The 13820-nt window shown below is 38.5% G+C and carries 9 protein-coding genes, 1 tRNA gene and 1 pseudogene; 8 read left to right on the top strand and 3 right to left on the bottom strand.

Going from position 1 to position 13820, the window contains the following annotated elements; genetic code table 11:
- The first annotated feature begins 36 nt into the window (after window positions 1–36).
- From JGH11_RS08275 to JGH11_RS20530, 8 genes and pseudogenes are all read left to right on the top strand, one after another.
- Window positions 37–1611: an Rne/Rng family ribonuclease gene (locus tag JGH11_RS08275; protein WP_201111109.1), complete on the top strand. Its 1575-nt coding sequence runs from the start codon at window positions 37–39 to the stop codon at window positions 1609–1611.
- A 263-nt stretch (window positions 1612–1874) separates the two neighbouring features.
- A complete protein-coding gene (locus JGH11_RS08270; RefSeq protein ID WP_201111108.1) occupies window positions 1875–2678 on the top strand; it encodes a patatin-like phospholipase family protein in 804 nt (267 codons plus the stop codon).
- Window positions 2679–2710: 32 nt separating this feature from the next.
- Window positions 2711–4402 (top strand): alpha-amylase family glycosyl hydrolase, encoded by a 1692-nt coding sequence (locus JGH11_RS08265; protein WP_236263922.1) that lies wholly within the window; start codon window positions 2711–2713, stop codon window positions 4400–4402.
- An 86-nt stretch (window positions 4403–4488) separates the two neighbouring features.
- The gene (locus JGH11_RS08260; RefSeq protein WP_201111107.1) at window positions 4489–5427 is read left to right on the top strand and encodes a ribose-phosphate pyrophosphokinase; all 939 of its coding nucleotides are present in this window, start codon (window positions 4489–4491) and stop codon (window positions 5425–5427) included.
- A 159-nt stretch (window positions 5428–5586) separates the two neighbouring features.
- A complete protein-coding gene (locus JGH11_RS08255; protein WP_201111106.1) occupies window positions 5587–6249 on the top strand; it encodes a phosphatidylserine decarboxylase family protein in 663 nt (220 codons plus the stop codon).
- A gap of 6 nt (window positions 6250–6255) precedes the next feature.
- Window positions 6256–6966 carry a phosphatidylcholine/phosphatidylserine synthase gene (locus JGH11_RS08250; RefSeq protein ID WP_201111105.1) on the top strand — a complete coding sequence of 237 codons (711 nt, stop codon included), beginning with the start codon at window positions 6256–6258 and terminating at the stop codon, window positions 6964–6966.
- Window positions 6967–7076: 110 nt separating this feature from the next.
- Window positions 7077–7150: transfer RNA gene (locus JGH11_RS08245), tRNA-Ile, on the top strand.
- A gap of 135 nt (window positions 7151–7285) precedes the next feature.
- Window positions 7286–7399 (top strand): annotated as a pseudogene (locus JGH11_RS20530) (hypothetical protein); the annotation flags it as partial.
- A 39-nt stretch (window positions 7400–7438) separates the two neighbouring features.
- Here the strand turns inward: JGH11_RS20530 and JGH11_RS08240 are convergent.
- From JGH11_RS08240 to JGH11_RS08230, 3 genes are read right to left on the bottom strand one after another with little or no spacing between them, the layout of a single operon-like run.
- A complete protein-coding gene (locus JGH11_RS08240) occupies window positions 7439–9199 on the bottom strand; it encodes a family 43 glycosylhydrolase (protein ID WP_201111104.1) in 1761 nt (586 codons plus the stop codon).
- Between the two features lie 46 nt (window positions 9200–9245).
- A complete protein-coding gene (bglX, locus tag JGH11_RS08235) occupies window positions 9246–11537 on the bottom strand; it encodes a beta-glucosidase BglX (protein ID WP_201111103.1) in 2292 nt (763 codons plus the stop codon).
- Between the two features lie 36 nt (window positions 11538–11573).
- A complete protein-coding gene (locus JGH11_RS08230; protein WP_201111111.1) occupies window positions 11574–13814 on the bottom strand; it encodes a glycoside hydrolase family 3 N-terminal domain-containing protein in 2241 nt (746 codons plus the stop codon).
- Between the last annotated feature and the right edge of the window lie 6 nt (window positions 13815–13820).

Raw genomic sequence — 13820 nt, 5'->3', positions numbered from 1 at the left:
ATTTAAGTCTTAATTCACAAATTCTAAATAATTTTTATGAATAGCGAACTAGTAGTCGATGTTCAACCCAATGAAGTCTCAATAGCAGTACTCGAGGACAAAAAGCTTGTAGAACTGCAAAAAGAAGGTAGAGACGCATCATATGCGGTTGGAAACATCTATGCCGGCAAAGTTAAAAAACTAATGCCAGGACTCAACGCTGCATTTGTAGACATAGGATACAAAAAGGACGCTTTTCTTCACTATTTAGATCTTGGTGCTCAATTCAATTCTGTTGATAAGTTCTATAAACAAGCTTTAGCTGACAAGAAGAAACTGCCTAATATTTCTAAAATGAAACTGCAACCGGACATCGATAAAGATGGATCGATCAGTGACATTCTAAAACCGGGGCAAGAAATTCTTGTACAGATAGCTAAAGAACCAATATCAACTAAAGGCCCCCGCCTTACGTCGGAACTGTCTCTAGCTGGACGATTCCTTGTTGTTATTCCCTTTAATGACAAAGTATCCGTATCACAAAAAATTAAATCGAAAGAAGAACGTGCCCGTTTGAGGCAGTTAATACAAAGCATTAAGCCCAAAAACTTCGGAGTAATAGTACGAACTGTTGCTGAAGGTAAAAAAGTGGCTGATCTGGATACTGAATTAAAAACTCTTGTAAAAAGATGGGAGGATAATCTTCCTAAAATACAAAAGAGTAAATTACCGACTCTCGTTTTTGAGGAAACAGGACGCATTGTAGCGCTATTACGAGATGTATTCAACTCTAGCTTTCAGGAAATACATGTAAACGATCTGGACACAGGAAACCAGATTAAAGACTATATCTCATTTATAGCACCAGAAAAGAAGAATATTGTCAAACAATACACCGGAGACCTGCCAATATTCGACAATTTTAATGTAACAAAGCAAATCAAAGCCCTATTTGGAAAGACGGTTACTTTCCGAAATGGAGCGTATTTAATAATAGAACATACTGAAGCTTTACACGTAATAGACGTAAATAGTGGCAATAGGTCTAAAAACCCGGAAGCCGGACAAGAAAATAATGCATGGGAAGTGAATTCCGCAGCAGCCGAAGAGATAACACGACAACTAAGATTACGAGATATGGGGGGCATTATCGTAATCGACTTTATAGATATGACTGAAGGTGAGCACCGCAGTCAGCTGATTACCAGAATGCAAGAGTTGATGGCTAATGATCGCGCCAAACACAATATTTTGCCTCTAAGCAAATTTGGGTTAATGCAAATTACCCGGCAACGCGTTCGCCCTGAGATGGAAATCACCACAACCGAAATATGTCCAAACTGTTTCGGGAAAGGAGAAATCAGGCCATCGATATTATTCACTGATACCTTGCGAATGAAAATCAGTTACCTAGTAAAAGATCTAAAAGTAAAGAAATTTACCTTACATATACATCCATATGTAGCAGCATTTATCAATAAGGGCTTTGTCTCTCTAAAATGGAAATGGAGATGGAGATATGGTATGGGAGTTAAAATAATCCCAAATCAAGATCTAGCATTACTCGAATACCACTTCTATGATGATAACAAAGAAGAAATTGATATGAAACAAGATTTTGAAGTAAAATAAGGTAGGCCATTGTTGCTTCTTGACTCATCAATAGATGATCACATCTCAAGAAACAATATATAAAGACTACCCTAAAATACGAAAACGTAAAAAGAGTTGTTTGATAGTTCAAACAACTCTTTTTGTTTCCACGAATAACAAAAACACAAAAAAATATCTTTCTGAAAATACAGAATGACCAAATCATAAAAGCACCTATAAGACTACTAGCCACAAAAAACTTTATTATCTTTGCACTCAAGGATGTCGGACCTTACTACTTAATGAACACAAATAAAAGCACATACAATCTAGGCGTTGCACTAAGTGGCGGCGGAGCCAAGGGGTTTGCCCATCTAGGCGTACTACAAGCTCTCAACGAAAAAGGTCTTTATCCTGATATCATATCAGGAACTAGTGCCGGAGCTTTCGCCGGCGCACTTTATGCGGATGGATATACACCTGAAGAAATAATATCTTTTTTTAAGAAAAAAGTATTCCGTGAATTTGCAGAATTCGCAATACCACATGGCGGTTTTTTCAAAAGCGAAGGATTCAATACATTTCTGAAGAAATACCTTAAAGCAAAGAACTTCGAAAGCTTAAAGTTTCCCTTATATGTCGTAGCAACAGATATAGAATATGGAGAGAGCCATATTTTTAAATCAGGCCCGCTAATACCCGCCGTTGTAGCGTCATGCTCTGTACCTATAGTATTCCGACCTGTGAAAATAAACGATCATTATTATGTAGATGGCGGCCTATTAAAGAATTTTCCAGTATCTACTATACGGCGCGAATGTAGAACAATTATAGGAGTAAATGTCAGTCCCATTAAAAAGTCTGAATTCAGAAGCTCCATCAAATACATTGCAGAACGTTCATTCCACTACATGTCAGGATCGAACACATTACTTGATCGTAATTTATGTGATTACCTGATCGAATCAACCTCATTATCTCAATACTCGATGTTTGATCTCGACCATGTAGAAGATATATTTCAAGCGGGATATAAACTCACAATGGAATTCTTCGAAGACAAGAAAGAATCCTTAATTAAGGATTTTCCAAACATTATATCTTAGAATCACGCAGTCTATTAATTAATACCATTATAATGAAAGAGAAAATATTTATTTATCAGGTCCTTCCCAGACTATTCGGAAACAAAAAAAAACTGAATAAAGAAAATGGTTCTTTAGAAGAGAATGGAACAGGCAAATTTTCAGCTTTCGACAATAAGGCTTTAAAAGAAATAAAGAAAATGGGATTTACCCATATCTGGTATACCGGAATATTAGAACATGCTTCTAAAACCGATTACTCAGCATACAATATAAAAAAAGACAACCCCGATATTGTAAAAGGTAATGCCGGCTCTCCATATGCAATCAGAGACTATTATGACGTTTCTCCCGATTTAGCTGATGTCGTAGAAAATAGGATGGCAGAATTTGAAAACATGGTGGAACGAACCCATAAAAACGGAATGAAAGTAATTATTGATTTTGTTCCCAATCATGTTGCACGGCAATATCATTCAGACGTTAAACCCGATAAAGTGACAGACTTTGGCGAAAACGACAATACTTCAGTAGCTTTCGATCCCGACAATAATTTTTATTATATTCCAAACCAGAAGCTAGAATTACAATTTCCAACTCAAACAGGAGATAATGCATATAGCGAATTTCCCGCAAAGGCTACGGGTAATGATTGCTTCTCGAATAAACCCGGCGTCAACGACTGGTATGAAACAGTTAAACTCAATTATGGTGTAAATTATAACATGAGAAAAATATGTTGTTTTACCCCCGTTCCAGACACATGGCTTAAGATGAGAGACATCTTACTATATTGGACTGATAAAGGAGTTGACGGTTTCCGTTGCGATATGGCAGAGATGGTTCCCGTAGAATTTTGGAACTGGGTCATACCTAAAGTCAAATCGAAAAATAAATCCATTCTATTTATAGCCGAAGTTTATGATCCGACTCAATATAAAAATTACGTTCATTGGGGCTTATTTGACTACTTATATGATAAAGTAGATCTTTACGATACCCTACGGGATATCACCTGTGGTAAGAAACCGACATCAGACATAACCTTTTGCTGGCAACGGATAGGTGAACTTCAGCCAAAGATGTTGAATTTTCTGGAAAATCATGACGAGCAACGCATAGCCTCTGATTTCTTTGCGGGAAATCCATTCAAAGCCATACCTGCTATGGTTACAGCCACAACAATGAATACCAACCCTGTAATGATCTATTTTGGACAAGAGCTAGGGGAACGTGGCATGGATAAAGAGGGCTTTAGTGGATTGGACGGACGAACTACAATTTTCGACTACTGGTCTGTCGACTCGGTACAAAAATGGAGAAACAATGGAACTTTTTCAAGTACAGACCTAGATAAAGACCAAATAAAATTACGTAAGTTCTATATACAACTAATCCAGATAGCAAAAGAAGAGGAGTGCATCAATTCAGGTGATTTTTTCGATTTAATGTATGCTAACTACGAAAATCCCGGCTTCGATTCAACTAAACAATATGCATTTCTCCGATCAGGGAAAAAAGAATTCATATTAGTTATCGCCAATTTCTCGGAACAAGCAACCGACGTATCAATAAACATCCCTGATGAAGCTTTTAATTATATAAACATCAGCCCTTATAAAATAAAAAATGCAGAAGAGTTATTTTCAAAGAAGAAATTTACACTTAACCCACAATGGGAAAAATCAATCTGCATAGGAATGCAACCCTATTCGGCAAAAATCATTAAATTTTCTATGGTATAAGCACCCTTATAGTAATTTGTTTTTGCTAATTTTGCAGCTTATTATTAAACATATAAACTATAGTCACCTTAAAGAGTAACGAAGAAATGGATACGAATGTACCTTTTAAAATTTTCTCGGGAACTAACTCCCGTTATCTAGCTGAAAAAATCTGTACAAGTCTGGGATGCCCTCTGGGAAAAATGAATATAGAGCGTTTTGCTGACGGTGAATTTTCTGTATCTTACGAAGAGTCTATCAGAGGATGTCAAGTGTTTTTGGTACAATCAACATTCCCTTCTTCAGACAATCTTATGGAGCTATTATTAATGATAGATGCGGCTAAAAGAGCTTCGGCTCATTCTATCATCGCTGTAATTCCATATTTTGGCTGGGCCAGACAAGACAGAAAAGATAAACCCCGTGTATCTATCGGTGCAAAACTGATTGCAGACATGCTTGCTGCAGCAGGAATAAACCGCCTGATCACTATGGATTTACATGCCGACCAGATACAAGGATTCTTTAATGTTCCTGTAGACCACCTATATGCTTCTGCTATTTTTGTAGAATACATCAAATCGTTGGATAAAGAAAATCTGGTTATTGCAACTCCTGACGTAGGGGGTACAAAACGTGCCAGCTCGTATGCTAAATATTTTGGCGTTCCAATGGTCATATGCTATAAATTACGTAAGAAAGCAAACGAGATATCTGAGATGCAAATCATCGGGGATGTAGCTGGTATGGATGTTTTGTTAGTAGATGATATTGTAGATACAGCCGGAACAATCACAAAAGCGGCCGACCTGATGAAAGCTAGTGGCGCTCGCTCGGTACGGGCTATTGCAAGTCATGCGGTAATGTCGGACCCTGCATCGGATAGAGTCGATCTTTCAGGTCTTACCGAGATGGTATTTACAGATAGCATACCTTATTCAAAGAAATGCGAAAAGGTCGTTATACTATCTGTAGCCGACGTATTTGCAAACGCAATACGAAGAGTACTCTCCAATGAATCTATTAGTTCATTATATGTTTTATAATCAGATTAAGATTAACTGATATATTATCAAATAATAAGAGAGAGATTTGGTCGTCTCTCTCTTATTGTTTCTATTAAAAATTGGAATTCAAATTTGTATATATCATCAAATAAAGATACTTTTGCTACTTGCATTAAATATGTTTTACAAAATACTATAATGAAAGTTCATCACGAAGGACGCGGCGTTTTAACAACATATCTCATCATACTTGTTCTGCTCAACGGAGCATTATGGTATTTTTTCCATCATTCTGTTTTATCATATATTGTAGGGGGAGCATCGTTGATTGTTTTTCTCATAGTATTAAACTTTTACAGAAGTCCATACCGTCAGTTCAAAGGAAGTACAGACGGTATAGTTGTAGCATCAGCCGATGGAAAAATTGTAGCAATAGAAGAAGTTTACGAAGGCGAATATTTTAAGGACAAACGGATTATTGTTTCGATCTTTATGTCTCCTTTCAATGTCCATGCCAACTGGTATCCAATAAATGGAAAGGTATTGATGTCGAAACATCACGATGGCCGTTTTATGGCTGCATACCTCCCGAAATCAAGCGTAGAAAATGAACGCTCGACAGTAGTGATGGAAACCGAAGACGGCAAACATCAAATACTCCTGCGCCAAGTAGCCGGAGCTATGGCCCGACGAATAGTTACGTACGCCCAAGAAGGTGAAGTTGCCCATATAGACGAACATCTTGGTTTTATTAAATTAGGATCTCGTGTAGATGTTTATCTTCCCATAGGCAGTGAAATATTGGTGGAAATGGATCAAAAGGTAACCGGTAATCAAACTGTTATTGCAAAATTCAAATAACCGATAATGAAAAGACATATACCTAACATCTTTACATCGCTTAATCTATCATCCGGCTGCATTGCAACTGTTATGGCTTTTCAAGGAGAGTATCTTTGGGTTGTAGTATGGGTTATCATAGCAGGTTTATTCGACTTTTCGGATGGATTCTCGGCCCGTATGTTAAAGGCTTATTCTCCTACAGGAAAAGAATTAGACTCTCTCGCCGATATGGTTAGCTTTGGCGTTGCCCCAAGCATGATTGTCTTTCATTTCTTATCAGAGAACACATTTCGAATATCAGACAATCCGATTATAATTGAATACCTTCCCTATTTTGCTTTCTTACTTGCAGTATTTTCAGGATTAAGACTAGCAAAGTTTAATGTTGACGAAAGGCAATCCGATTCTTTTATAGGGCTTAATACACCGGCTAATGCCCTGTTTTGGGTAAGTTTTTGCTATGGAATAGTTCACGATGCACCTATGATAACATCACTGCTTATGTACACTGTATTAGTTGGTATCTTGGTTTTCTCTTTACTCATGATATCTGAAATTCCGATGTTTTCGCTTAAGGTCAAAAATATAAAGTTTAGAGGGAACGAACATCGATATTTTCTAATCGTATTCACCATCGGTTTAGTAGCATATATTGGCATCCTTGGTATTACCGGAAGCATCTTACTATACATTGCATTATCGATAATTAATAGTAAGAAAAAAGCCATAGAATAGTATAGAAGCCCTTTTAAGTAAATTTTCTCGTTATTTTTAGCCTAAAAGTTTGCGGGTTTCAGCAAAAAGCAGTAATATTGCAACCGATTTCGGGATAACCGCCAAAATCAGGTCCTATAGCTCAGTTGGTTAGAGCATCTGACTCATAATCAGGGGGTCCCTGGTTCAAGCCCAGGTGGGACCACTTAATAAGCAGAGAGCTACAGTAAAAACTGTAGCTCTTTTGTCATTTATATACCTATGGTTTTAGTGGTATTTTGATCGAGTTCGTAAACCAACTGTAAACCACAGAACAATATTAGTTGCACAGTTAAATATATTGTGTTACAAATCAAAAACACTGTCAAATAGAGAGTACCCTTTAATCATATGTATCTCTAAAGAAAGTAAAAGAAAATACCTTACTCTTGGAAAATCTATGCTTACTCAAGATTCGAATTTTAAAAATTTTATCTTATATAAATTTTCGATCTCACAGAGCCTCAGCCTGTTTAACTTCAGACACTCCATTCTCATTTATTGCTTCGATAGCGAAATAGTAAGGTTTCGTTTTATCCATTCCAGAATAGTAATATTCATTCACATCGTATACCATCACACAATTATATAACTTATCAGGTTCCTGACCTATGTATATGTTATAAGCATAAGCATTGTCCACAGGCTTCCATTTCAGCCAGGCGTTCCGTCTGTCTGTTGCATCAGACCTAAGGGCCATAAACTGCTCTACCTTATTCGGTTTCTGTCCCGAACCTAAACCAAACACTCTAAAACCCGATATTGCAAATTTACCTGTTGGCATATGAATATTCTCCATCTTCAGATATCTAGCTTGCACAGGCTTTTCAAGCTCTATATAATCATGCGGCACATCTTTGTCATTCTTACTCTTATCAATAAGGATACTCCACTTTTTCGCATCTAATGAATAGTAAACCTTATATTGATGATATATACCTTGCTGCTTGCCTAAAAACTCAACATCCTGATCAGCATAATTGATCTGTAGAGCATATACGGTAGATACTTCTGTCAGATCGGATATAAGCCATTCTCCCTTATCGGCAGTCTGGGCACTCCAATATGTTTTTATATCTTCATTGACAATATTATTAGGATAATGCGTTCCAAAAATAGATGATACCTGAACGGGCTTGTTATAATTAAGTAACATCCATCCCGTAAAACGGCTTTTTTGATGGTCGGTCGATCTCCCATCCGGCAAATAGTGAGGATAATCTCCAAAAGCCGTATTGCAATACATTACATCATCCTTATCAAATCCTGCAGGCCATATGCCAATACGACGTTCAAAATTATTTTTCACATTTATCACCATTGTAGATGTATGCCAATAGTTACCGCTATTATCCTGAAAAGTAGCACCATGACCTGCTCCGCGAATAAACCCACCAGCTTTTATACTAAATGGTAAAGATACATGTTCAAAATGCCCTAAAGGATTATCACTTACGGCAACACCATCTCCATAATGACTAAATTCAGTACCAGGCCCTGCCCATTGCAGATAATATTTCCCATTATACTTAGTCATCCAAGCTCCTTCCATAAAAGGCTTTAGAAATACATTATTCATATGCTCACCAAAGCGATGCCAACCGATACGGTTATCATCTAATAATAGGAGTTCCTTACGTGTTCCTATAGGTTGGAATGTAGTCCTATCAAGTTCAATACCATACAAGGGGTATACATTGCTACTGCCGTTATACATATAGAGACGTTGATCGTCATCAACAAAGAAAGCCGGGTCCCAGCCTCCAATATCAAAACGTTCTACAGCTTTAGACCACTCATTCGCTTTAGGACTGGTACTCACCCATATAGGAAAAACACGGGAATAGGTTGACCCGAAAACACATAGCGAATCACCTTGCACCCAGGCAGCCGGAGCACAAAGGTCATCCCATTTGTTAGGAGTTGTGTCTATAGCCTCTTGCGTAAGAAACTTTCTTGAAACGAAGTTCCAGTTCAACATATCACTGCTCCACCAATATCCAGTTTGGTTGGTAGAGAATAAATAATAATCCCCCTTATAGTTCACAATAACAGGATCGGCTGTAGACCTGTGCTTTCCCCATGTGGTAAAACTAGGGATAGGGCCGTAGCCATAATCCAGATTGACGGGGTTGCAATATGTTTTCTGCTGTGCCGACAAATGTAAGCATTCCACAAAAAACAACAGAAATAATATTATTTTTAAATTATTCATATCATCAGCAATTAAAAAGTAATAGAAAACAGTGAGTAGCTATCAGTTAGTTCAATGTAAATCTTGCAGTTTTTACATCGCGACTATTGCCTCCTATCATTATATCAAAGTCTCCCGGTTCAAAAATATATTTTAGATCATAATTATAAAATTTCAATAACTTCGACGTAATTGTAAATATTACGGTTTTGGATTCGCCTGCCTTTAAGAATATTTTTTCAAAACCTTTCAGCTCCTTGACAGGACGGGTAACGCTGCCTACTACATCACGTATATATAATTGTACAACTTCTTTTCCATCCATTTTCCCATTGTTGGTAACAGTGACACTTGCAGTAAGTTCCCCACGGGAATCCATCGCTGCAGTGCTCAATTTCACATCACTATAATCAAACTGCGTATAACTAAGTCCATAACCAAAAGGATAAACCGGATCATTGCTCACATCCAGATAATTACTGCGAAACTTTTCGAACCATTTGCCTTCGGCTAGAGGTCGTCCGGTATTTTTATGATTATAGTATAATGGTATCTGCCCTACATTCTGAGGGAAAGTTGTTGTCAGTTTTCCACTAGGATTTACGTCGCCGAATAACACGTCTCCTATTGCATAAGCAGCTTCTGTTCCTCCAAACCAAACATTCAATATTGCTGGAACATTTTCATTTTCCCATGTAAGTGTTAGTGGACGTCCTGTAAATAATACGAGTACCACAGGTTTACCTGTTTTTAATAATTCCTTCAACAATCGCTGTTGTACATCTGGTATCCCAATTTCGGAACGGCTACTCGACTCTCCGCTATATTCGGAAGACTCGCCTAATGTGGCAACTATAACATCTGCATTCCTCGCTATCTGTAGGGCTTCATTCCTTAACTCTTCCTCTGTTTTCCCATCACGTTTCAGACTGCGGTCGAACATTGTGGCTCTGTCTTCCAAAACAGGATCAGCTGTCAAGTTACTACCTTTTGCATATACAATATCAGCTCTATTTCCTGTAACAGCCTTTAATCCATCAACAACTGTAGTTGCCTTATTGAAATCGGCAGCCACACTCCATGTTCCCGGCATATTTTCCTTTGTATTTCCTAATGGCCCAACAACGGCAATAGTTCCTTTTTTGCTCAACGGCAACAGATTATTTTCATTCTTAAGTAGTACGAAACTTTCTCCTGCTATTTTACGGGCAATTTCACGGTGCTCCGGTTTATAAATATCGACTTTTGCTCTTTTTACATCGCAATATTTATATGGGTCGGAGAATAATCCTAACTTATATTTGGCTTCAAGTATACGGCGACAAGCCAAATCAATTTCGGCATTAGTTATCTTTCCTTCATCATATGATTTCTTTATTGTGGTAAGGAAGCCTTCGGCTACCATATCCATGTCTATTCCGGCATTAAGTGCCCGTGCAGATACGGTCTGTATATCACCGATGCCATGATCTACCATTTCAGCTATACCGGTAAAGTCGGTTACAACAAAACCATTAAAACCCCATTGATTACGTAGAACTTCAGTCATCAGCCACCTATTTCCGGTAGCAGGCACTCCGTCTACTTCATTGAATGAGGCCATAACACTACCAACTCCTGCTTCTACTGCTGCCTGATACGGATAAAAATATTCATTATACATACGCTGACGACTCATATCGACCGTATTGTAATCACGACCAGCCTCTCCTGCACCATACAGAGCATAGTGTTTTACACATGACATTATCTGATTGTTGGCAGTAAAAGTCTTATCTCCAGCTCCCTGATATCCACGGACCATCGCTTTTGCTATTTGCCCCCCTAAATATGGATCTTCCCCATTTCCTTCCGATACGCGTCCCCAACGCGGGTCTCTTGCTATATCGACCATAGGGCTGAATGTCCAACAGATACCATCTGCACTAGCCTCTATAGCGGCAATACGAGCCGAATGCTCAATCGCTGCCATATCCCAGGTACAAGATAGCCCCAACGGAATAGGGAACACAGTCTCATATCCGTGTATGACATCCATACCAAAAATAAGTGGAATACCGAGGCGGCTTTCTTCTACAGCTACACGCTGCACATCTTTTATTTTTTCTACACCCTTTATATTGAATAAGCCCCCGACTTGCCCTCTCTTTATTTTACCTGCTATATCGCTGTTTTTAGCTTGTCCGGTTACTATATCACCCGAACCGGGTAAGTTGAGCTGCCCTATTTTTTCTTCTATAGTCATTTTACTCATCAGATCATTAACAAATTGATCCATTTTTACATTCTTGCTTTGAGACTGCGCATTTATTACGAATGCGAAACACCCCAATAAGAGTGATAACAGTAGTTTTTTCATTTCTAATTATATTTTATATCCTAATAACTTATTTTTTTATTTCAACACAAATTCTTCTTTTGTTTTTGTTTCAGAACTTCCACCTACATAGAGATGGAAGTCGCCAGGTTCATATACATATTCCAGATTGGCATTATAAAACCTGAGATCATCGACTGTTAAGGTAAACTGTATACTTTGTGATTCTCCTGCTTTCAGAAATACCTTTCTGAAACCTTTCAGTTCTTTGACTGGTCTCGTTACGCTTCCTACCAAATCACGGATATATAGCTGTACAATCTCTTCTCCATCACATTTGCCTGTATTGATAAGTTTTACACTTACTTCTATTGGATTATCCTTCGTTATTTCTTTGGATGACAACATTAGGTCCGAATAAGAGAACATTGTATAGCTAAGCCCATAACCAAAAGGATAAAGAGGGTCGTTGGACACATCCCAGTATTTAGAGCCATATGCAAATTGCGGATCATCCGGATCGAAAGGCCGTCCGGTGTTTTTGTGATTATAAAATAACGGAATTTGTCCCACATGCTGAGGAAATGTCATCGTGAGCTTTCCACTTGGGTTATATTTTCCTGTCAGAACATCCGCAATAGCAGCGCCACCCATTGTTCCCGGAAACCAGGCTTCGAGTATGGCATCTATATTCTCTTTTTCCCAATTTATAGTCAACGGTCGCCCATTCATCAATACCAACACTATGGGTTTCCCTGTTTTCTTTATTGCTTTTAGTAAATCTAGCTGAACACCAGGAAGTGATAAATTGGTACGGGAATTGTTTTCACCAGACATATTATGAAATTCTCCCATTACCATAACCACCACATCTGCTTTGGAAGCTACTCTGACAGCTTCATAAAATCCCTTTGTATCATCACTCTGTATATCACAACCCTTGGCATATGAGATGCGATTTTCACCTACAGCGGCTGACAGCCCTTCATATACGCTTACAGGGACAGTATCGCGGTCACCCATTGCCGACCAGCATCCTAATATCTCATATTGATCTTTAGCCAGCGGACCTATAAGGGCAATATGCTTATCCTCTTTTAAGGGTAAAGTCTCATTGTCATTTTTCAGCAGTACCATTGATTTACGAGCCATATCCCGTGCGGCTTCTTTGTTCTCTGCTGTAAGAATATCCGTTTCTTCCCTGCTAGCATCACAATATCTATAAGGATCCTCAAATAGGCCCAGCTTATATTTTATTCTCAAAACGGCGCGTGCAGCTTCGGTTATTTCTTTTTCAGATACTTTTCCTTCCTCTACAAGTGCTTTCAGATAATTCATGTATACTCCGCCCTGCATATCCATATCCACACCGGCATTCATCGCTATTTCTGCGGAATGTTTTTCATCTCGGGCATAGCCATGTGGAATCATTTCATTGATAGAAGTATAATCGGTAACGACAAAGCCGTTGAAGTTCCATTTATCACGTAGGATATCCTTTAATAGATATCTGTTTCCTGTAGCGGGTATTCCATTCAAATCATTAAATGAAGTCATTATAGTTCCACATCCGGCATCCAACGCCGCTTTGAATGGAGGTAGAAATGTATTCCACAGTTCATTCAGAGACATATCCACTGTATTATAATCACGACCGGCCATCGTTGCACCATATGCGGCATAATGTTTAACACAAGCTACTACCGTATTGTAATCACTGATACTATTTCCCTGAAAGCCTTTCACACGTGCGGCAGCAATTAAAGATCCGAGGTATACATCTTCTCCTGCTCCTTCAGCGACCCGTCCCCAACGGGGATCACGCGATATATCCACCATCGGTGCATAAATCCAGTTTATACCTTCCGCTGTAGCTTCTGATGCAGCTATCCTAGCAGAACGTTCCATTGCTTCCAAATCCCAGCTACACGATTCGGCAAGAGGAATAGGAAATATGGTCCGTTGTCCGTGAATGACATCATATCCGAAAATCAACGGAATCCCCAAGCGAGTGTCCTCGACTGCTATCTTTTGCAAACTGCGGGTGTAATCTGCTCCTACAGCATTAAAGATTCCCCCCACCATTCCTTTTTTTAGGTATTCCTTATAGTTGGGATCTACTACAGGCCCTGTTATTACATCATAGCCGCTGGTGTACAATACAGTTTGTCCGATCTTCTCCTCCAATGTCATTCGGCTGAGTAAATCATTGACAAATTTATCCATTTCAGTATCTACCGTATTTGCTCTATTAGTACATCCAGTTAATATAATCAAGTAGAAAAAAAATATTAAAGCTGTAATCTGTCTTAATCTCATCATATA

Origin of the sequence: Dysgonomonas sp. Marseille-P4677, from assembly GCF_016652235.1 — a bacterium.
Taxonomy (GTDB): Bacteria; Bacteroidota; Bacteroidia; order Bacteroidales; family Dysgonomonadaceae; genus Dysgonomonas.
The sequence above is the reverse complement of the archived record's forward strand: the minus strand, read 5'-3'. Positions and strand labels throughout refer to the sequence as shown.